Here is a 17,461-nt window from a genome sequence, read left to right as displayed (position 1 = left end):
TTGCCGTCGTGCTCACCGGCGGGACGCAATTTCCTTTACATCCCCCTTGGTAATCTGCCGTTCTGTCCCCATCATTCACCGCGCACCGCCCGACAACGTCGGGTGCCCTCGCAATCAGGAGATGCACCATGGCCTATACCCTGCCCAAGCTGTCCTACGCCTACGACGCGCTGGAACCGCATATCGATGCGGCGACGATGGAAATCCATCACACCAAGCATCACCAGACCTACATCAACAACGTCAACGCGGCGCTGGAAGGCACCGAGTACGCTGACCTGCCGGTCGAAGAACTGGTGAAGAAGCTCAAGTCGCTGCCGGAGAACCTGCAGGGTCCGGTGCGCAACAACGGTGGTGGCCATGCCAACCACTCGCTGTTCTGGACCGTGATGGCTCCCAATGCTGGCGGCAACCCGGTGGGCGACGTGGCCAAGGCCATCGACAAGGACCTGGGCGGCTTCGACAAGTTCAAGGACGCCTTCACCAAGGCGGCGCTGACCCGTTTCGGCAGCGGCTGGGCGTGGCTGAGCGTGACCCCGGACAAGAAGGTGGTGGTCGAAAGCACCGGCAACCAGGACAGCCCGCTGATGGAAGGCAACACCCCCATTCTCGGCCTGGACGTGTGGGAGCACGCGTACTACCTGAAGTACCAGAACCGTCGCCCGGAATACATCGGCGCGTTCTTCAACGTCATCGACTGGAACGAAGTCGAGCGCCGTTACCAGGAAGCGATCGCCTGATCGCGGTGATGGGATGAACGGAGAAGGCCGGGGAAAACCCGGCCTTTTCTGTTGCAGCAATCATTCGGTAGTGCCGGCCGCTGGTCGGCAATCGTGTGATCCCCGGGGAGCCGGCCAGCGGCCGGTACTCCCTATTCGGCGGTGGCCGTATTGCCTTGCAGGCGCAACGTGGCCATCACGCCCAGGCGCAGGCCGGGCAGGTCGCCGTCGGCCGGCAGCAGGATCGGCTGCTGGCGGATGCCGTCGAAATGCTTGACCTGGAAGAGCACATCCAGACCATGGCCAGTGCTGCCCCCGCCACTGGCCGCAGGCGCCTCGGCTCGGCCGCCGGGATTGCGCCGCGCCGGCTGGAAGCCCGGCGTGCTGCGCACCAGTTCCATCGTGTTGGCCGAGAAGTCGCCGGCGATCAGGCTGGGCATGCCCTCGGCGGTGGCACCAATCCAGGTCATCAGGTCGCTGGTCTGGTGCTGGCGTGCGGCGGCCTCGTCCGGGTCGGGGCGGAGCCGTGCCACATAGATGTTGACCAGCGCCTCGCCCAGCTTCAGCCGCATCATGCCGGCCGCGCTGAAGGTGCCGGGAGGATGCAGCAGGGTTACGCCGTCCTCGCTGACCGGCAGCCGGGTCAGCATCGCGTTGCCATGCCGCAATGTCTGGCTGGGTGGATCGGCGGTAACGAAGTCGCAGCTGTAACGCAGCCGGCTGGCCAGCCAGCAGGCCGGGTTGCGGCCCTGCTGCTGCAGCACCTGCTGCACCGAGATCACGTCCGGCTGCAGGTCGGTCAGCAACTGCGCGACCTGCTCGCGGCGCAACTTCCATTGCGCATCATCGTGGCTGGGCAGCTCCAGCGCGGCCACCGTCAGCTGGCGAGAGCCGCTTTCGCTGGCCGCCGTGGCCGGTGCCTGCGGCCGCGCCTGTGCCTGCAACGCCATCAGCAGCATCAGGCAACTGAGCAGGAGACGGGCGGGGGGGAGGGGGCGCATAACGATAAGTTTACGCTTTTGTCGTGCAGGTGCCGTGACTTCCGGCACGGAGCGCGGTTGCCTGCCATGGATGGGCACCGTTGTCATGCAGCCCTGCAGCGTGCTTCGCAAGGCCCGGTTCCGGTAACCTTGCGCCTTTCGCTTTGCAGGAATGCCTTACAGGATGAGCCACGACGCAGTTGCCCCCATCGCCGGCCAGGGAAAGATGCCGCGCCAGATCCCGTACATCATCGGCAATGAGGCCTGCGAGCGGTTCAGTTTCTACGGGATGCGCAACATCCTGGTGCAGTTCCTGATCACCTCGCTGCTGTTGCAGGAAATCACAGCCGAAGGCCGTGCCGGTGAAGCCAAGGACATCATGCACAGCTTCATGATCGGCGTGTATTTCTTCCCGCTGCTCGGAGGTTGGCTGGCCGACAGGTTCTTCGGCAAGTACCACACCATCCTCTGGTTCAGCCTGGTCTACTGCGCCGGTCATCTGTGCCTTGCCCTGTTCGAGAACAGCCGCGAGGGCTTCTTCCTCGGCCTGGGCCTGATCGCCCTGGGTGCCGGTGGCATCAAGCCGCTGGTGGCCTCCTTCATGGGCGACCAGTTCGACCAGAGCAACAAGCACCTGGCCAAGATCGTCTTCGACGCCTTCTACTGGATCATCAACTTCGGCTCGCTGTTCGCCTCGCTGCTGATCCCGCTGGCGCTGAAGAACTGGGGCCCGCAGTGGGCGTTCGGCATCCCGGGCATCCTGATGTTCATCGCCACCTTCGTGTTCTGGCTGGGCCGCAAGCGTTACGTGCTGGTGCCACTGCCACCGAAGGACCCGCACTCGTTCGCCAACGTGGTGCGCACTGCGCTGACCGCACGCGCGGCCGGCCAGGGCCGCCCGGGCCTGGTGATCGCCGTGCTCGGCCTGGTGCTGGCAGCGGCGTCGTTCGGCCTGGTCGGTTCGCTGGGCATCGTGATCTGCCTGTGCCTGGCGCTGGTGGCCATTCTCGCCGGCATCGGTGGCGGCACCTGGTTGCAGCTGGACCGGGCCCGTGGCCAGCATCCAGCCGAAGCCGTGGAAGGCGTGCGCTCGGTGCTGCGCGTGCTGGTGATCTTCGCGCTGACCACGCCGTTCTTCTCGCTGTTCGACCAGAAGGCCTCGACCTGGGTCCTGCAGGGCCAGCAGATGCAGATGCCGAGCTGGTTCAGCGCCTCGCAGATGCAGGCGCTGAACCCCCTGCTGGTGATGATCCTGATTCCGTTCAACAACCTGGTGCTGTACCCGGCCCTGCGCCGCTTCGGCTTGGAGCCGACCGCGCTGCGCCGCATGACCGCCGGCATCGCCTTCAGTGGCCTGGCCTGGATCGTGGTCGGCGGCATCCAGGTGGTGATGGACGGCGGCAACGCTTTGTCGATCTTCTGGCAGATCCTGCCGTATGCATTGCTGACCTTCGGTGAGGTGCTGGTCTCGGCCACCGGCCTGGAGTTCGCCTACAGCCAGGCGCCGCAGGCGATGAAGGGCGTGGTGATGAGCTTCTGGAACCTGACCACCACCATCGGCAACCTGTGGGTGCTGCTGTCCAACGCTGCTGTGCGCAACGATGCGGTGACCCACAAGATCGCCAGTACGGGCTTGAGCGAGGCGGCATTCCTGATGTTCTTCTTCGCCGGTTTCGCCTTCGTCGCGGCGTTGGCCTTCGGTTGGTACGCGAAACGCTATCGTATGGTCGACAACTACCGTAGCGCCTGAGCCTGACATGACCCCCGTCAATCTGCTGTTGATCGCCATCACCGCCATCCTGTCGTGGATGGCGTTCAACAACCGCAAGCTGGCCGACCGCCTGATCCTGTGGCCGCCGGCCATCGACCGTCACCGCCAGTACGACCGGCTGGTGACCTATGGCTTCATCCATGCCGACTGGTCGCACCTGATCTTCAACATGATCACCCTGTTCTTCTTCGGGGGATTCATCGAGAGCGTGATGGTGCAGCTGACCGGCAGCTACCTGACCTACCCGGCGTTCTACATCGGTGCGCTGCTGGTCTCGATCCTGCCCAGCTACCTGAAGAACCAGAAGAACCCGAACTACCTCAGCCTGGGTGCGTCCGGGGCGGTGTCGGCGGTGCTGTTCGCCTTCATCCTGATCAAGCCGTGGTCGATCATCCTGGTGTTCTTCATCCCGGCACCGGCCATTGTCTATGCCGCGTTCTACGTCGGCTACAGCATCTGGATGGACAAGCGCGGCGGTGACCGCATCAACCACAGCGCCCACCTGGCGGGCGCGGCGTTCGGCGTGATCTTCATGCTGGCCATGCAGCCGAGCATCTTCACCCACTTCCTGCGCGAGCTTTCCAACCCGACCTTCCGCCTGGGCGGCTGAAGCGTGCCAGGGTCGGATCCTGCGGATCCGACCCTGGCGTATCCGGTTTCAGGCCTGGGTCGTGTGGCCGTAGGTATCCAGCAGGCGGGCGAATACTTCCTCGCCGATGCGCTGGAAATCCTGATCCTCGGTCTGCCCTTCCACCGCCAGTTGCAGCAGGCCCTCCAGCAGGGCGCGGTCGGTATCGGAATGGGAATTGCTGGCGTGCATGGGAGCCTCCACGGTGGTGCGCATGGTCAACGGTCGCAAGGGTCGTGCCAGCCTGGCCGTACCCCTCCATAGGCGATAGCGGCCGGCCCGCCTCCAGCTTGAGGGCGAAAACTGACGTGAATGGACTGGACTTGCCCCTGTTCAGGCTTCACGCGATCATGGCGCCCGGCTGCGCACCATCCACGCAGTCGCCGCAGGAGACAGTTCCATGGCTTCGGTCACGCCCCCCGGTCTGGCCTACGAGGTCGAACACGACCTGGCCAACCACCGCTTCACCGCCCGTGTGCGAGGACAGCTGGCGGTGCTGGACTACCAGATCAAGCGCAAGCGCATGGTGATCACCCACACCGAGGTGCCCGAGCCGATCGCCGGCCGTGGCATCGCCGGTGAGCTGACCCGCGTGGCACTGCGTTTCGCCCGCGAGCAGAAGTACAAGGTGGTGCCGGCATGTTCCTACGCCGAGGCTTTCCTGCAGCGGCACGAGGAGTACCACGACCTGCTCGTTGGCTGAGTGCCAGCGGGCCACGCTTCAGCCATGGCAGGCGATGATGTACAAACATGAACAGGGGATCCCGATGAAGATTGGAAACAACCGGCCATTGCACGGCAGCGTGCTGGCCGGCGTGGTGGGCGTGCTGTTGCTGGCCGGTTGCCAGCGTGAAAGCGAGCCGGCACCGGCGGCTGAGGCGGCTCCCGCCGTCGAGGCCACCGCCGCAGTCGAAACGCCGGCCACGGAAGCGCCGCTGGACCTGCGCGACGTGATCGAGAACAACGAGCGCGAAGTGGTGGGCATCAGCTACCCGGCCGGCATCGACCGTTATCCGGGGTTGGCCCGTGCGCTGCAGAACTATGCGACGAGTGCGCGCAGTGACCTGCAACAGGCGTTGGACGGGCTCGGCAACGACAAGCCGACCATGCCCTACGAGCTGTCGCTGAGTTTCGAGAAACTGCTGGAAACCCCGCAGCTGGTGGTGGTCAGTGCTGATGGCAGCCGCTACACCGGTGGCGCCCACGGCGAACCGCTGGTGGCGCGCTTCGTATGGCTGCCGCAGCAGCAGCAGATGCTCAGTGCCGAAAAGCTGGTGACCGATGCCAAGGGCTGGAAGGCGATCAGCGATTTCGTCGCCGACCAGCTGCGCGAACGCGTGGCCACACGGCTCAGCGGCGAGGACATGGACCCGGCCCAACTGCAGGAATCGCTGCGCAATGCATCGCGCATGATCGCCGACGGTACTGGCCCGCAGGCCGACAATTTCAGCCAGTTCCAGCCACTGACCGACGACAAGGGGCAGATCACCGCGCTGCGCTTTGTTTTCCCGCCGTACCAGGTGGGTCCATACTCGGACGGCACCCAGACCGCCGATGTACCGGCGGCGGTGCTGTTGCCGCACGTGGCCAAGGACTACGTGGAGCTGTTCGCACGCGGTTGACCGCAGTCGAGGAGGTGACGTGGATACAGGGTTGCAGGAGCGGGTCGCCGACCTGCTCCACGAAGCCGGGGTCCGCATCGGCGGTACCCAGCCACAGGACATCCAGGTGCATGACCCGCGCTTCTTCGCGCGGGTCATGGGCCAAGGCTCGCTCGGCCTGGGCGAGAGCTACATGGACGGCTGGTGGGATGCGAACGTCCTGGATGAATTCCTCGCCCACCTGATGCAGGCGCACCTGGATGAACGGGTGCACGGCTGGCGCGAAGTGGCCGATGCGCTGAAGGCGCGCCTGTTCAACCTGCAGGCGGGGCAGGGCAGCTACGAGGTCGGGCGCCGTCATTACGACCTGGGCAACGATCTCTACCAGGCCATGCTGGGCCAGCGCCTGGTCTACAGCTGCGGCTATTGGCGCAACGCCGATGATCTCGACGCCGCACAGGAAGCCAAGCTCGACCTGGTCTGCCGCAAGCTGGGCCTGCGCCCGGGCCAGCGCGTGCTGGACATTGGCTGCGGTTGGGGCGAAGCGCTGAAGTTCGCCGCTGAGCGCTACGGTGTGAGTGGCGTCGGCGTGACGATTTCGCAGGAGCAGGCCGAGTTCGCGCGGAACCTGTGCGCGGGCCTGCCGATCGAGATCCGATTGCAGGACTACCGCGAGCTGGACGAACCGTTCGATGCGATTTTCTCGATCGGCATGTTCGAGCACGTCGGTGACAAGAACTACGCGGGCTTCTTCGAGGTGGCCAAGCGTTGCCTGTCGCCGCGCGGCCTGCTGCTGTTGCACACCATCGGCACCAACATCTCCCGGCATCGCACCGATCCGTGGATCGCGCGCTACATCTTTCCCAACTCGATGCTGCCGTCGGCGGCGCAGATCACCCGGGCGTTCGAAGGCCGTTTCGTGCTGGAAGACTGGCACAACTTCGGCACCGACTACGACCTGACCCTGCAGGCCTGGCGGCGCAACGTGGAAGCGGCGTGGCCACGGCTGGATGCGCGCTATGACGAGCACTTCCGCCGCATGTGGCGCTTCTACCTGGCCGGGTCGATGGCCACCTTCCGCTGCCGCCATGCGCAGTTGTGGCAGCTGGTGCTGTCGCCGGAAGGCGTGCCGGGCGGGTACGTGGCGCCACGGTAGTGTTGGGTCGGGAGAGAGGGATAGATCAGGCCTGATACGACACTCATTGACGCCAAATCCGTGTGTTACACGGTCTGCTCCGCGCGTGGGCGTCGTCGACGCTAAGCTGTTGGGTCGGCGGGATTACCGCATTCCTGAAGGCGTTGCAGCATGGGTTGGGACATCACCTACCATCCAGTCGCGGACTCGGAAATCCGTGGCCTCTATTTCCGTGCGCTGGAGGACGCGACGCTGGTTGAGCCGCTGCAGCAGCAATTCCGGATCGAGCCGTTCTACATGGAGCAGCTGCAGGAACGCATCGACGAGGCTCGCTCGATCAGCGCAGACGTGCCCTTCGAGAAGGGGCATGCTTTGTACTTGGCGATCGTGGCCGGTCACCTGCGCCGGTATCACTATCTTCGCGGGAGCGCCCTTTCGTTCTTCATCGACGATCCGGTGGTTGCCCGCTATTTCGCGGACTGGCGGCAACTGGTGCCGCCACAGTGGGCGGACGCCGCTGCAGGCAACCACCTGCGCGAAAACTACGGTGGTGGTGTGTTCATCACGCATGACCGGCTGAAGCAGATGCGCGCGGACTACGCCGGGGACAATGACCTGCGCGCGCGTCTGCACGAGCTGTTCTCCGATGGTCGACTGGCCGTGTTCTGGAGCGTTGTCGATGATGCCATCGGCAATGGATGCGGATTGCTGGAAGCAAGCGAGGTGGTCGAGCCGAATCCGATGGACTTCAACGCATCGACCAGCATGAGCAATCTGCTCAACTGCGCCCCCGATGGCGCGTTGCTGTACGCAGAGGCCGTCGCGGCGGAGCTGGCGCAGTTCGTGCCGGAAACCCTGGATACGGATACGGCTCCGGCGGCAAACACGCAGAAACGATGGTGGGAACGATTGTTCCGGCGATGACCTCAACGAAAAAAACCGCCCGGTCTCCCGGGCGGTTTTCGTTTCACGCTAGCGCGCAGGCGATCAGTTGCCGGCGCCGGTCAGGCCACGCTTTTCCAGCAGCGGTTCGATCTGCGGCTCGTGGCCGGCGAAATCGCGGAACAGCTGCATCGCGTCGACGCTGCCACCCTTGGACAGCAGGGTGGCGCGGAAGTGGTCGCCGTTCTTGCGGCTCAGGCCACCGTTGTCCTTGAACCACTTCTGGGTGTTGGCGTCGAGCACTTCCGACCAGATGTAGGCGTAGTAGCCGGCCGAGTAGCCACCCATGATGTGGCTGAAGTACGGGGTCTTGTAGCGCGGCGGCACCGGCGCGTAGTAGATGCCGTCCTTCTCCAGCGCGGCGCGCTCGAAGGCCATCACGTCCTTGGCGGCCGGCACCTGGTCGGCACCGATCTGGTGCCAGCGCTGGTCCAGCATCGCTGCACCCAGGTACTCGGTGGTGGCGAAGCCCTGGTTGAACTTGGCCGCCGCCAGCACCTTGTCCAGCAGCGCCTGCGGCATCGCCGAACCGTTCTGGTAGTGCTTGGCGTAGTTCTTCAGGATGACCGGGTTGTCGGCCCACATCTCGTTCACCTGCGAGGGGAACTCGACGAAGTCACGCGGCACCGAGGTGCCCGAGAAATACGGGTACTTCACATTGGAGAACATGCCGTGCAGGGCGTGGCCGAACTCGTGGAAGGTGGTGTTCACCTCGTCCCAGGTCAGCAGGGTCGGCTGGCCGGCCGGCGGCTTCGGGATGTTCAGGTGATTGGCGACCACCGGCTTGAAGCCGGTCAGCTTCGACTGCGAGACGTAGGAGTTCATCCACGCGCCGCCGCGCTTGGAGGCGCGTGCGTACGGGTCGAAGATGAAGATTGCCAGCTGGCTGCCGTCGGCGTCGAACACGTCGTAGACGGTCACGTCGTCGTGGTAGACCGGCAGGTCTGTGCGCTGCTTGAAGGTCAGGCCGAATTCCAGGTTGGCGGCATGGAACACGCCGTTCTCCAGCACGTTCTTCATTTCGAAGTACGGCTTCAGCTGCGACTCGTCGAAGTTGTACTTGGCCTGGCGCACCTTCTCGCTGTAGAAGGCCCAGTCCCACGGTTCCAGCTTGAAGGTCGGCTTGCCTGCGGCCTTCTGTTCCTGGTCGATCATCGCCTGCAGGTCGGCGGCTTCGCGCTTGGCGTTGGCCACCGCGGCCGGGGCCAGCTTGCCCAGCATCGCGTTGACCGCTTCCGGCGTCTTGGCGGTCTGGTTGGTCAGGTTGTAGGCGGCGAAGTTCGGGAAGCCCATCAGCTTGGCCTTGTCGGCACGCAGCTGCATGATGCGCGAAACCAGCGCGGTGTTGTCGAACTCACCGCCGCGGCTGCCGCGGCTGACCGACGCTTCGTAGATCTTCTGGCGCAGGGCGCGGTTGGCCAGGTTGGTCAGCGGCGGCTGGCCGGTGGTGTTGAGCAGGGTGATTACATACTTGCCTTCCAGGCCCCGGGCCTTGGCGGCTTCGGCGGCGGCGGCGATCTGCTCCTTGGACAGCCCGTCCAGTTCCTTGACGTCGTCGACGGTGATCGCCGAGGCGTTCACTTCCGACTGCACGTTCTGGCTGAACCTAGTGCCCAGGCTGGCCAGTTCGGCGTTCATCTCCTTCAGCTTGGCCTTGTCGGCCTCGGACAGCTTGGCGCCGGCGCGCACGTAGTTGTCGTAGTACTTCTCGACCAGGCGCACGCCTTCGGCGTCCAGGCCCAGCTGGCTGCGGGTGTCATACAGCGCCTGGATGCGGGCGAACAGCTTGCCGTTCAGCGCGATCGCATCGCTGTGCGCGGCGAACTTCGCCGAGTAGTCGGCCTGCAGCTTCTTGCGGGTGTCATTGGTGTCGGCGCCGACCAGGCTGAAGAACACGGTGGTCGCACGGTCGAGGATGTCACCGCTCTTCTCCAGGGCGATGATGGTGTTGTCGAAGGTCGGCTTGGCCTTGTTGTTGGCGATCGCTTCCACTTCCTTCAGCTGCTGCGCCATGCCGGCGTCGAAGGCCGGGGCGAAGTCGCTGTCCTTGATCCTGTCGAACTGTGGGAAGTGCAGCGGCAACGGGCTTTCGGCAAAGAACGGATTGGCCTGCTGGGCGGCGGTGCTGGCGGCCGGGGTAGCGGCGCCGGCCGAGAAGGCGGGCAGGGCAAGGCCGAGGGACATGGCCACGGCAAGGGCAAGGCGAGTGGTCAAGGTAGGAACTCCGGTAAGGCAAACAAGGGCCCGAGGGTAACCCGGCCGGCGGCGCTGGCACTTGTGTCAAAAGGCATGTTGCCGGGGCCGGGCGCGGGTACCATGCATCCACCGCCCACGGCCCGCCATCATGACCAGCGCCTACGATTTCAGCTTCCGTGACCTCGACGGCCAGCCGCAGGCGCTGGATCAGTACCGGGGCCGTCCCTTGTTGCTGGTCAATGTCGCCAGCCGTTGTGGCTTCACCCCGCAGTACACCGGGCTGGAACAGTTGTGGCAGAACTACCGTGAGCGTGGCCTGGTGGTGATCGGCTTCCCATGCAACCAGTTCGGCGCGCAGGAGCCCGGCGACGCCGCGCAGATCCGCCAGTTCTGTTCGCTGGATTATCCGGTCAGCTTCCCGCTGTCGGAGAAGATCGAGGTCAACGGCGAGGGGGCTGATCCGTTGTGGGCCTGGCTGTCACGCGAGAAGCGCGGCCTGCTGGGTAGCGCCCGCATCAAGTGGAATTTCAGCAAGTTCCTGGTCGATCGCCAGGGGCGGGTGGTGTCGCGGCATGCGCCCACCACCAGGCCGGAGCAGCTGCGCGACGAGATCGAAGCGCTGCTGTAACACGCCTTGTTCGCGCAGGAGGCGATGTATGTAGTCAGTGCCCCAGCGCTGCTGCGCCTGCCTCGCGGTTGCGCACTTCTTCCGGCAGTGCATCGATCACCTGTTGCATGATCTGCGGCAGGCTGGCCTCGCTGTAGCCGCGGTGGGCATGGGCGACGGTGCCGTCGCGGCCGACGATGAACATGTGGGGTACTGCGACGATGCCGAATTGCTCGGCCAGCGCGCCGCCGGGATCATGCAGGTACTCCAGCTTCGGCCAGTCGCGCTGACGGATCAGACGGCTGACTTCCAGTCGGGGTTCGCCCCAGTTGACCGCGTAGACCTTCAACGCGTCCTCGCCGACCACCTGTTGCAGATGGGCCAGGATCGGAAGTTCCTTGCGGCAGGGGCCGCACCAGGAGGCCCAGAAGGTCACGATCACGACCTTGCCGCGCTGCTCGGCCAGATTGACCGGATTGCCCTTGCGGTCGTTGCCCAGTGCCTGCGGCGGCACGTCGCCACGGGCGGGCGGCGCAGCCCACGCCGGAGCCGCCGCCAGCAGAAGACCGGCAATCGCCCACGCCCGCATCCGGTGCGGGATCCATGTGTCCATCATCCGTGTATTCCCCAAGAGGGCCATCGGCCCGTGTGTGGCGGACCATGCCGGCAATGCGCAGGGTATGCAACAGGTCGGGTGCAGAGGCGGGGTCGGCGCCCCGCGCTTTACTTCTCGACGAACGCGCGCTCGAAGACATAGTGGCCCGGCTGGCCGATGCGCGGCGAAACCTGGAAGCCACGCGCGTCGAGCACGGTGCGCAGATCAGCCAGCATCTGCGGACTGCCGCAAATCATCGCACGGTCGTTTTCCGGGCTCAGTTCCGGCAGGCCGAGGGTGCGCTGCATCTGGCCGCTTTCCATCAGCGAGGTCAGGCGGCCCTGGTTGGCGAAGGGCTCGCGGGTGACAGCCGGGTAGTACAGCAGCTTGTCGCCGATCATGTCGCCGAGGAACTCGTGCTCACGCAGTTCCTTCTCGAAGTAATCGCGATAGGCCAGGTCCTTCTCGTAGCGCACGCCGTGGCACAGGATCACCTTCTCGAAGCGCTCGTAGGTTTCCGGGTCCTTGATCACTGACAGCCACGGCGCCAGGCCGGTGCCGGTGCCCAGCAGGTACAGGTTCCTGCCGGGGTGCAGGTCGCTGATCAGCAGGGTGCCGGTGGGCTTCTTGCCGACCAGCACCTTGTCGCCCGGCTTGATGTGCTGCAGGCGCGAGGTCAGCGGGCCGTCCTGCACCTTGATGCTGAAGAACTCCAGCTGCTCTTCCCAGTTGGCACTGGCGATGGAGTAGGCACGCAGCAACGGGCGCGCCTCGGTTTCCAGGCCGATCATCACGAACTGGCCGTTCTCGAAGCGGAAGCCGCTGTCGCGGGTGGTGGTGAAACTGAAGTAGGCGTCGGTCCAGTGGCGGACCTCAAGCACCGTTTCGGCGCCAAAAGCGGTGGACATGGGCGTATCTATCAAAAGTCGTCGGGGGTGATTCTATCTCAAATGAGACAGGTTCTCATTGGGCAGAACGAGAGGCGTTCTCAGCGATAACCCGCCGCCTGCAGCTCGAACAGCTCGGCGTAGCGGCCACCCTGTGCCATCAGCTGCGCGTGGGTGCCGCTGGCCTCGATCCGGCCGTCGGCCAGGACCAGGATGCGGTCGGCCATGCGTACGGAGGAAAAGCGGTGGGAAATCAGCACTGCGGTGCGATTATCCGCCAGTTCCCTGAACCGCTGGAACACCTCGAACTCGCTGCGCGCATCCAGCGCTGCGGTTGGCTCATCCAGGATCATGACCTGCGCATCGCGCATCCATGCGCGCGCGATGGCGATCTTCTGCCATTGGCCGCCGGACAGGTCCACGCCCTGCTTGAAGCGCCGGCCGATCTGCTGGTCGTAGCCACCGGGCAGGTCCTCGATCACTTCCTCGGCCATGCCGCGCCTTGCGGCGTCGGCAATGCGCGCCTGGTCGTCCATCGCCTCGACCTGGCCAACGCCGATGTTCTCGCCCGCGCTGAGGTTGTAGCGCACGAAGTCCTGGAAGATCACCCCGAGGTTGGCGCGCAGGTCGTCCAGGTCGTAGTCGCGCAGATCGCGGCCATCGAGCAGGATCCGGCCTTCGTCCGGCTCGTACAGCCGTGCCAGCAGTTTCACCAGCGTGGTCTTGCCGGCGCCGTTCTCGCCGACCAGGGCCAGCACTTCACCTGCGTACAGCTGGAAATCCAGATGGCGCACCGCCCACTGTTCGGCATCGGGATAGCGGAAGCCGACGTTCTCGAACACGAAGCCCTGGCGGATTGGCTGCGGCACGCGCACGGCGCCTTCACGCGAGTGGATTTCCGGCTCGATCTGGAAGAACGAGAACAGGTCATCCAGATACAGCGCCTGGCTGGCGACCTGCGAGAAGCCGATCAGCAGGCCTTCCAGCAGCTGGCGCAGGCGCAGGAAGCTGCCGGCGAGGAAGGTCAGGTCGCCGATCGAAAAGTCGCCGCGCACCGTGCGCCACGCGATGTAGGCGTAGGCGGTGTAGTACCCCAGCGTGCCCAGTGCAGCCAGCAGCGTGCCCCAGAACGCGCGGCGCCGGGCCAGTGCACGGTTGGCCTGGAACAGCGCCACCGACAGGCGCCGGTAGCGTTCCACCAGGAAGCGGTGCAGGTTGTAGATCTTCACTTCCTTGGCCGTTTCCACGCTGGCACCGAGCTGGCGCAGGTAGTCGAGCTGGCGGCGCTCGGGCGTCCACTGGAAATTGAGGCTGTAGCCGGCCGCGTTGAAGTGCGATTCGCCGATGAAGGCCGGCACCAGCGCCAGCGCCAGCAGCAGGATCAGCCACGGCGCGTAGACCAGCAGGCCGACGGCGAGGCTGGCCACGGTGATCGTGTCCTGCACCTGGCCGAACAGCTGGCTCATCAGGTTCATCCGGCCCATGGTCTGGCGCCGCGCACGGTCCAGCTTGTCCTGCAGGTCCGGATCCTCGAAGTCCTCCAGATCCAGCGTTGCCGCGTGTTCCATCAGCCGGATGCTGGTGACGTTGGCGAACAGCTCCGAGAGCAGGGCATCGGCGTAGCTGACCAGGCGGCCGAGCAGGTCCGAGCCGATGGCCAGGCCGAATTCCAGCGCCAGCAGGCCCAGCAGTGGGTTGAGCAGACCACTGGACAGCGCTTCGCCCAGCGGCGGGAAGCCGGCATCGTGCTGGCTCAGGTGCAGGGCGCTGTCGATGATCAGCTTGCCGACGTACAGCATTGCCACCGGCAGCAGCGCACGGATCAGGCGCAGCCCAAGGCTGGCGAGGGTCAGGACGGGACTGGTCTGCCAGACCATGCGCAGGAAAGGCGGCAGGTTGCGCATCGCCCTGAAGCGCTGGCGCAGGCTGGGTTTCTTCGCGGCGTCAGCGCCAGCGGTGGGGGTAGCAGGCATGCGCGTATTGTGCGCGTCGGACGCGTGCAGATGGGGTCAGTGCAGCCGTGTGGCCGGCACCGGGATCAGATCCCTTTGCAAAGGGATCTGATCCAGCCCCCCGTATCCACGCATGGCGTGGATCTACCGTGTCGACCAAGGTCGACACCTGCCAACAGCAGTAGAAGTCTGTCGAGGGCGGGGTGGGTCAGGTCGCAGGGGCGTGAGCCGCACGGATGCGGCGACCGAGCTTACATGGACGTACTTGCAGCGTCCCCTGCGACCTGACCCACCCTGCCAACCCGCAGAAGAGCCAGCTTCTGCCGTTGCTCCAGCTGTTGCTCTGGCCTCTGCGGGTGCCGGGCGGCAGCCCGGCCAACAGGCCCCTTTTACGGCAGCGGCGGCAGCAACCCTGCACCCAGCCGGTTCCACGCATTGATCACCGCAATGCCCATGCTCAGGTCACTGATGCCCTTCTCATCGAAGTGCGGTGCCAGTGCATCGAACGCCGCCTGCGACGGCGCACCGTCGGTCAGCCGGGTCAGCGCCTCGGCCCAGCCCAGCGCCGCACGTTCACGGGCATCAAAGAAGCGGCTTTCGTGCCAGGCGGGCAGCGTATCGAGCTTGCGCGGCTCGATGCCGCCCTTGCGCAGCGCAGTGCCGTGCATGTCCATGCAGTAGCCGCAGCCGTTGAGCTGCGACACGCGCAGGAACACCAGTTCCATCAGGGTCGGATCGACCGAGCTGTCATGCACCGCCTGGCTGGTGGCCAGCAGGCCCTTGAAGGCCTCGGCGGCCAGGCGGGTGTAGGGGACGCGGGGAGAGGCATGGTTCGACATCGTGGGCTCCACGGCGGCCACAGTGGCCGCCTTTCACTACCAGGACGCCGTACCGTCGCCGCGCGTGACAACGTCCGGCAGCTTCTCCGGATTCAACACGCTGTACACGTTGGCGATGCGGCCATCGACCACTTCGATGGTGGTGATCGAGTGCAGGTGGTCGCCCTGGAAGCGCAGAATCGCCGGCTCGCCATTGACGCAGCCCAGGTGGGCCGGATGCACCGCGCCACGGCGGGCGATGGCCCAGAACAGGCGGCCGATGCGCTCGGCACCCAGCAGTGGGCGGATCGCTGCGGTAACCACGCCGCCACCGTCGGAGACCAGTTGCGCGTTGGCGTGCAGCAGGGCTTGGATCGCCTCGCTGTCGCCGCGCTGCGAGGCGTCCATGAAGCGCGCCAGCAGCTGCCGGTGCTGGCTGGCATCGGCGTTGAAGCGCGGCCGCCGGGCCAGCAGGCGTTGCCGGGCACGGTGCACCATCTGCCGGCAGTTGGCCTCGCTGTGACCGATCAGCTCGGCGATCTCGCGATAGTCGTGGTCGAACGCCTCTTTCAGCAGGAAGGCGGCGCGTTCTTCGGGGCCGAGTTGTTCGAGCAAGGTCAGGAAGGCCACCGAGACATCGTCGGCCAGCGCATGCAGCTGGGCCGGGCCGGGCGCCGGGTCAGGCTCCAGCGTGACGGCCAGCGGCTCGGCCAGCCACGGCCCGACATAGTGCGCGCGCTCGCGCTTGGCCGCACGCAGCCGGTCCAGGCCGAGCCGGGTGGTGGTGGTGACCAGCCAGGCCTCGGGGTCGCGGACGCTGGCAGGATCGGCGCCGGACCAGCGCAGCCAGGCGTCCTGGACCACGTCTTCGGCGTCGGCGCGGCTGCCGAGCAGGCGGTAGGCCAGGGCCATCAGGCGCGGGCGGTGGGTCTGGAAAGCGGTTTCAGCGTTCATGTGGGCAAGGACGCCGCAGTGGCGCATGGCGTGACAGAGGGCTTGCGCGGATAGTGCCGGCCGGCGGCCGGCACTACCACCCCGGGGCCGGGGGAGGGGGTAAAATGGGCGGATTACCCCCGCCAGCCTCGAGCAAGCGAGCAAGCCGTGACATCGATCAAGCAGGAAGACCTCATCCAGTCCATCGCCGACGCGCTGCAGTACATCTCGTACTACCACCCGGTCGACTACATCAAGAACCTCGCCGCTGCCTACGAGCGCGAGGAGTCGCCGGCCGCGAAGGAAGCGATGGCCCAGATCCTGATCAATTCGCGCATGTGCGCCGAGGGCCACCGCCCGATCTGCCAGGACACCGGCATCGTCACCGTGTTCCTGGAAATCGGCATGGACGTGCGCTGGGACGACGCCACCATGGGCGTGGAAGAGATGGCCAATGAGGGCGTTCGCCGCGCCTACATGCACCCGGACAACAAGCTGCGCGCCTCTGTGCTGGCTGATCCGGCCGGCAAGCGCATCAATACCAAGGACAACACTCCGGGCGTGGTCAACGTCAAGGTGGTGCCGGGCAACACCGTCGACGTGATCGTCGCCGCCAAGGGCGGTGGTTCGGAAGCGAAGACCAAGTTCGCCATGCTCAACCCGTCCGACTCCATCGTCGACTGGGTGCTGAAGACCGTGCCGACCATGGGCGCCGGCTGGTGCCCGCCGGGCATGCTCGGCATCGGCATCGGTGGCACCGCCGAGAAGGCGATGCTGCTGGCCAAGGAAGCGCTGATGGAGCCGATCGACATCACCGAACTGCAGGCCCGGGGCGCGTCCAACCGCATTGAAGAGCTGCGCCTGGAGCTGTACGAGAAGGTCAACGCGCTTGGCATTGGTGCGCAGGGCCTGGGGGGCCTGACCACCGTGCTCGACATCAAGATCAAGGATTACCCGACCCACGCGGCCAACCTGCCGGTGGCGATGATCCCGAACTGCGCGGCCACCCGCCATGCGCACTTCACCCTGGATGGCAGCGGCCCGGTGATGCTGGACCCGCCGTCGCTGGAAGACTGGCCGAAGCTGACCTATGACGCGTCCAAGGGCACCCGCGTGGACCTGGACACGATCACCCCGGAAGACGTGGCCAGCTGGAAGCCGGGCCAGACCCTGCTGCTCAACGGCAAGCTGCTGACCGGCCGCGACGCCGCGCACAAGCGCATGGTCGACATGCTCAACAAGGGCGAGGAACTGCCGGTGGATCTGAAGGGCCGCTTCATCTACTACGTCGGCCCGGTAGATCCTGTGCGCGACGAAGTGGTGGGCCCGGCCGGCCCGACCACGGCGACCCGCATGGACAAGTTCACCGAGCAGGTGCTGGCGCAGACCGGCCTGCTGGGCATGGTCGGCAAGGCCGAGCGCGGCCCGGCCGCCATCGAAGCGATCAAGAAGCACAAGTCGGCCTACCTGATGGCCGTTGGTGGTTCGGCCTACCTGGTGTCCAAGGCGATCAAGGCGGCCAAGGTGGTCGGTTTCGCCGACCTGGGCATGGAAGCGATCTACGAGTTCACCGTGCAGGACATGCCCGTGACCGTGGCCGTCGATTCCACCGGCGAATCGGTGCACAAGACCGGCCCGCGCGAATGGCAGGCCCGTATCGGCAAGATTCCGGTGGTGGTGGAGTAATCCTTCCGCCC

General features: G+C 65.6%; 17 protein-coding genes. 9 read left to right on the top strand and 8 right to left on the bottom strand.

What is annotated here, in order from left to right:
- Positions 1-128 precede the first annotated feature (128 nt).
- Positions 129-740, top strand: coding sequence for a superoxide dismutase (locus tag ACTXG9_RS03945; protein ID WP_005410310.1), 612 nt, complete (start codon positions 129-131; stop codon positions 738-740).
- Between the two features lie 131 nt (positions 741-871).
- On the opposite strand, the gene ACTXG9_RS03940 is transcribed toward ACTXG9_RS03945, so the two are convergent.
- The gene (locus ACTXG9_RS03940) at positions 872-1,720 is read right to left on the bottom strand and encodes an endonuclease/exonuclease/phosphatase family protein (RefSeq protein WP_021203014.1); all 849 of its coding nucleotides are present in this window, start codon (positions 1,718-1,720) and stop codon (positions 872-874) included.
- Positions 1,721-1,883: 163 nt separating this feature from the next.
- Between ACTXG9_RS03940 and ACTXG9_RS03935 the strand changes: the two genes are divergently transcribed.
- Positions 1,884-3,449: a POT-type proton-dependent oligopeptide transporter gene (locus ACTXG9_RS03935; protein ID WP_019660445.1), complete on the top strand. Its 1,566-nt coding sequence runs from the start codon at positions 1,884-1,886 to the stop codon at positions 3,447-3,449.
- A 7-nt stretch (positions 3,450-3,456) separates the two neighbouring features.
- Positions 3,457-4,080 carry a rhomboid family intramembrane serine protease gene (locus ACTXG9_RS03930; RefSeq protein ID WP_111104333.1) on the top strand — a complete coding sequence of 208 codons (624 nt, stop codon included), beginning with the start codon at positions 3,457-3,459 and terminating at the stop codon, positions 4,078-4,080.
- A gap of 48 nt (positions 4,081-4,128) precedes the next feature.
- Here the strand turns inward: ACTXG9_RS03930 and ACTXG9_RS03925 are convergent, their stop codons facing one another.
- Entirely contained in the window at positions 4,129-4,290 is a 162-nt protein-coding gene (locus ACTXG9_RS03925) for a hypothetical protein (RefSeq protein ID WP_180883853.1), read from the bottom strand.
- Positions 4,291-4,498: 208 nt separating this feature from the next.
- On the opposite strand from ACTXG9_RS03925, the gene ACTXG9_RS03920 reads away from it, so the two are divergent.
- From ACTXG9_RS03920 to ACTXG9_RS03905, 4 genes are all read left to right on the top strand, one after another.
- Positions 4,499-4,801, top strand: coding sequence for a GNAT family N-acetyltransferase (locus tag ACTXG9_RS03920; RefSeq protein WP_005417588.1), 303 nt, complete (start codon positions 4,499-4,501; stop codon positions 4,799-4,801).
- A gap of 37 nt (positions 4,802-4,838) precedes the next feature.
- Entirely contained in the window at positions 4,839-5,720 is an 882-nt protein-coding gene (locus tag ACTXG9_RS03915) for a DUF3298 and DUF4163 domain-containing protein (protein WP_031269985.1), read from the top strand.
- A gap of 19 nt (positions 5,721-5,739) precedes the next feature.
- On the top strand, positions 5,740-6,855 hold the full coding sequence (gene cfa, locus ACTXG9_RS03910; protein WP_021203018.1) for a cyclopropane fatty acyl phospholipid synthase: 1,116 nt from the start codon (positions 5,740-5,742) through the stop codon (positions 6,853-6,855).
- Between the two features lie 150 nt (positions 6,856-7,005).
- Entirely contained in the window at positions 7,006-7,758 is a 753-nt protein-coding gene (locus ACTXG9_RS03905) for a hypothetical protein (protein ID WP_111104335.1), read from the top strand.
- A 63-nt stretch (positions 7,759-7,821) separates the two neighbouring features.
- Here the strand turns inward: ACTXG9_RS03905 and ACTXG9_RS03900 are convergent, their stop codons facing one another.
- Entirely contained in the window at positions 7,822-9,990 is a 2,169-nt protein-coding gene (locus ACTXG9_RS03900; RefSeq protein ID WP_111104336.1) for a M3 family metallopeptidase, read from the bottom strand.
- A 130-nt stretch (positions 9,991-10,120) separates the two neighbouring features.
- On the opposite strand from ACTXG9_RS03900, the gene ACTXG9_RS03895 reads away from it, so the two are divergent.
- Positions 10,121-10,600 (top strand): glutathione peroxidase, encoded by a 480-nt coding sequence (locus tag ACTXG9_RS03895; protein ID WP_111104338.1) that lies wholly within the window; start codon positions 10,121-10,123, stop codon positions 10,598-10,600.
- Positions 10,601-10,634: 34 nt separating this feature from the next.
- Here ACTXG9_RS03895 and ACTXG9_RS03890 read toward each other — a convergent pair whose 3' ends face one another.
- The 5 genes from ACTXG9_RS03890 to ACTXG9_RS03870 all read right to left on the bottom strand — a co-directional run bounded on the left by ACTXG9_RS03890 (position 10,635) and on the right by ACTXG9_RS03870 (position 15,785).
- Positions 10,635-11,192 carry a TlpA disulfide reductase family protein gene (locus ACTXG9_RS03890; protein ID WP_227852243.1) on the bottom strand — a complete coding sequence of 186 codons (558 nt, stop codon included), beginning with the start codon at positions 11,190-11,192 and terminating at the stop codon, positions 10,635-10,637.
- A gap of 110 nt (positions 11,193-11,302) precedes the next feature.
- Positions 11,303-12,082: a ferredoxin--NADP reductase gene (locus tag ACTXG9_RS03885; protein ID WP_019660436.1), complete on the bottom strand. Its 780-nt coding sequence runs from the start codon at positions 12,080-12,082 to the stop codon at positions 11,303-11,305.
- An 80-nt stretch (positions 12,083-12,162) separates the two neighbouring features.
- On the bottom strand, positions 12,163-14,034 hold the full coding sequence (locus tag ACTXG9_RS03880; RefSeq protein ID WP_111104343.1) for an ABC transporter ATP-binding protein: 1,872 nt from the start codon (positions 14,032-14,034) through the stop codon (positions 12,163-12,165).
- A 368-nt stretch (positions 14,035-14,402) separates the two neighbouring features.
- A complete protein-coding gene (locus ACTXG9_RS03875; protein WP_019660434.1) occupies positions 14,403-14,852 on the bottom strand; it encodes a carboxymuconolactone decarboxylase family protein in 450 nt (149 codons plus the stop codon).
- A gap of 36 nt (positions 14,853-14,888) precedes the next feature.
- Positions 14,889-15,785: an RNA polymerase sigma-70 factor gene (locus tag ACTXG9_RS03870; protein WP_111099275.1), complete on the bottom strand. Its 897-nt coding sequence runs from the start codon at positions 15,783-15,785 to the stop codon at positions 14,889-14,891.
- A gap of 147 nt (positions 15,786-15,932) precedes the next feature.
- Between ACTXG9_RS03870 and ACTXG9_RS03865 the strand changes: the two genes are divergently transcribed.
- Positions 15,933-17,450, top strand: coding sequence for a fumarate hydratase (locus ACTXG9_RS03865; RefSeq protein ID WP_019660432.1), 1,518 nt, complete (start codon positions 15,933-15,935; stop codon positions 17,448-17,450).
- The last annotated feature ends 11 nt before the right edge of the window (positions 17,451-17,461 follow it).

The sequence above is a fragment of the Stenotrophomonas maltophilia group sp. LNF247 genome, from assembly GCF_054083135.1.
The sequence above is the reverse complement of the archived record's forward strand: the minus strand, read 5'-3'. Positions and strand labels throughout refer to the sequence as shown.

What these genes read in the sequence shown, in the direction of transcription:
- ACTXG9_RS03945 (WP_005410310.1), top strand. Translation starts at nt 129, where the DNA reads ATGGCCTATACCCTGCCCAAGCTGTCCTACGCCTACGACGCGCTGGAA.
- ACTXG9_RS03940 (WP_021203014.1), bottom strand. Translation starts at nt 1,720, where the DNA reads ATGCGCCCCCTCCCCCCCGCCCGTCTCCTGCTCAGTTGCCTGATGCTG.
- ACTXG9_RS03935 (WP_019660445.1), top strand. Translation starts at nt 1,884, where the DNA reads ATGAGCCACGACGCAGTTGCCCCCATCGCCGGCCAGGGAAAGATGCCG.
- ACTXG9_RS03930 (WP_111104333.1), top strand. Translation starts at nt 3,457, where the DNA reads ATGACCCCCGTCAATCTGCTGTTGATCGCCATCACCGCCATCCTGTCG.
- ACTXG9_RS03925 (WP_180883853.1), bottom strand. Translation starts at nt 4,290, where the DNA reads ATGCACGCCAGCAATTCCCATTCCGATACCGACCGCGCCCTGCTGGAG.
- ACTXG9_RS03920 (WP_005417588.1), top strand. Translation starts at nt 4,499, where the DNA reads ATGGCTTCGGTCACGCCCCCCGGTCTGGCCTACGAGGTCGAACACGAC.
- ACTXG9_RS03915 (WP_031269985.1), top strand. Translation starts at nt 4,839, where the DNA reads ATGTACAAACATGAACAGGGGATCCCGATGAAGATTGGAAACAACCGG.
- ACTXG9_RS03905 (WP_111104335.1), top strand. Translation starts at nt 7,006, where the DNA reads ATGGGTTGGGACATCACCTACCATCCAGTCGCGGACTCGGAAATCCGT.
- ACTXG9_RS03895 (WP_111104338.1), top strand. Translation starts at nt 10,121, where the DNA reads ATGACCAGCGCCTACGATTTCAGCTTCCGTGACCTCGACGGCCAGCCG.
- ACTXG9_RS03890 (WP_227852243.1), bottom strand. Translation starts at nt 11,192, where the DNA reads ATGGACACATGGATCCCGCACCGGATGCGGGCGTGGGCGATTGCCGGT.
- ACTXG9_RS03885 (WP_019660436.1), bottom strand. Translation starts at nt 12,082, where the DNA reads ATGTCCACCGCTTTTGGCGCCGAAACGGTGCTTGAGGTCCGCCACTGG.
- ACTXG9_RS03880 (WP_111104343.1), bottom strand. Translation starts at nt 14,034, where the DNA reads ATGCCTGCTACCCCCACCGCTGGCGCTGACGCCGCGAAGAAACCCAGC.
- ACTXG9_RS03875 (WP_019660434.1), bottom strand. Translation starts at nt 14,852, where the DNA reads ATGTCGAACCATGCCTCTCCCCGCGTCCCCTACACCCGCCTGGCCGCC.
- ACTXG9_RS03870 (WP_111099275.1), bottom strand. Translation starts at nt 15,785, where the DNA reads ATGAACGCTGAAACCGCTTTCCAGACCCACCGCCCGCGCCTGATGGCC.